Source organism: Streptomyces sp. NPDC002130, assembly GCF_040296465.1.
GTDB lineage: Bacteria > Actinomycetota > Actinomycetes > Streptomycetales > Streptomycetaceae > Streptomyces.
Genome location: NZ_JBEOXI010000884.1, coordinates 1 through 1,366 on the forward strand (window position 1 = coordinate 1; position 1,366 = coordinate 1,366).

A 1,366-nucleotide genomic window follows, 5' to 3' on the forward strand; every position below is an offset into this window, starting at 1 on the left:
GTGCGTGCTCACCGATCCCCCGGCTCCGGCGGCCGCGGACCCGATTCCCTCACCCGAGATTCCCGATGTTCCTGCCTGGCAGTCGGTGATGCTCTCGCGCCGGGCCGATCGACCAGGCATTCGGCAGTTGCTCCGCCATGCCGCGACCGAACAGGTACCGCTCAGCGGCACCGGGCAGGGTGAAACCGACAAGACGATCTTGCTCTCACTCGCCCGCTTCCGAGGCTTTCCGTGCATCCTGCTCGGCCAGGACCGCAGTGGCCAATCCGCGCTCACCACGATGGGACCGGCCGCGCTTCGTGAAGCCAGACGGGGCATGAAACTTGCCGAAGAACTACAACTCCCGCTTGTCCTCGTGATCGACACTTTGGGCGCGTCGCTGTCCAAGGAAGCGGAGGAACGTGGACTGGCCCCTGAGATCGCCCGCTGCATCGCCGACCTCGTGACGCTGAAGACCCCGACAGTGTCGGTGTTGCTCGGCCAGGGAACAGGCGGCGGGGCTCTCGCGCTGCTGCCCGCCGATCGGGTACTCGCGGCACAGAACGGGTGGCTCGCTCCCCTGCCGCCGGAAGGCGCCAGCGCGATCGTCCATCGCGACATCAGTCACGCACCGGAGATGGCGGCAGCGCAGGGCATTCGTTCGCTGGATCTGCTTCGAGACGGCGTGATCGACGTGATCATTCCCGAAACGCCTGACGCGGCCGACGAACCCGTGGAATTCTCCAAGAGGGTAGGGGCTGCGATAGCGCACGAACTCTTCGTGCTCGCCGAAGAGTCGGACACCGATCGCCAGTCCTCCCGTATCGCGCGCTATCGAAACCTGGGAGTTCCGCAATGACGACGAAGGACCGGAATGCGCTGACTCTGCCGCACAGTTACGACCGCGCGGCACTGGCTCGTTTCGAATTGTTCCTGTTCGCGGGCATCGCCACCGTGCTGATCACTCGCGCCTATCTGGCAGCAACGGGCTATCCCCAGATCGGGGGCGGCGCCCTCCACATCGCACACGTTCTCTGGGGCGGATTGCTGATGGCCGTAGCCATCGTGGCGACCGCCATCACCGAAGGCTCTCGCACGCGTGACCTGGCCACGCTCGTCGGCGGAATCGGGTTCGGTCTCTTCATCGACGAGGTCGGAAAATTCGTCACCGCCGACGTCGATTACTTCTACCAGCCTGCCATCGCGATCATGTACGTCGTCTTCGTTCTCTTCTATCTCGCCGCGCGCGAGGTGGTGATTCGGCGCGGAATGAATGATCGTCATCGGCTCGCCCCATGACCCAGCTGAGCGCGTCGACGACGTTGGACTTGCCCGAGCCGTTCGGTCCGACGACGCACGTGATCCCCGGCTCGAACCGAAGGGTGGT

General features: G+C 64.8%; 2 protein-coding genes and 1 pseudogene. 2 read left to right on the top strand and 1 reads right to left on the bottom strand.

Annotated elements, in window-relative coordinates:
- Both ABT116_RS46615 and ABT116_RS46620 read left to right on the top strand, forming a co-directional pair.
- Window positions 1-838, top strand: an 838-nt coding sequence (locus ABT116_RS46615) for a carboxyl transferase domain-containing protein (protein WP_351647321.1), incomplete at its 5' end; no start/stop codon positions are given.
- Window positions 835-1,278: a hypothetical protein gene (locus tag ABT116_RS46620; protein ID WP_351647323.1), complete on the top strand. Its 444-nt coding sequence runs from the start codon at window positions 835-837 to the stop codon at window positions 1,276-1,278. The genes ABT116_RS46615 and ABT116_RS46620, both read left to right, overlap by 4 nt.
- On the opposite strand, the pseudogene ABT116_RS51240 reads toward ABT116_RS46620, so the two are convergent.
- Window positions 1,271-1,366 (bottom strand): annotated as a pseudogene (locus ABT116_RS51240) (AAA family ATPase); the annotation flags it as partial. The gene ABT116_RS46620 and the pseudogene ABT116_RS51240 overlap by 8 nt on opposite strands.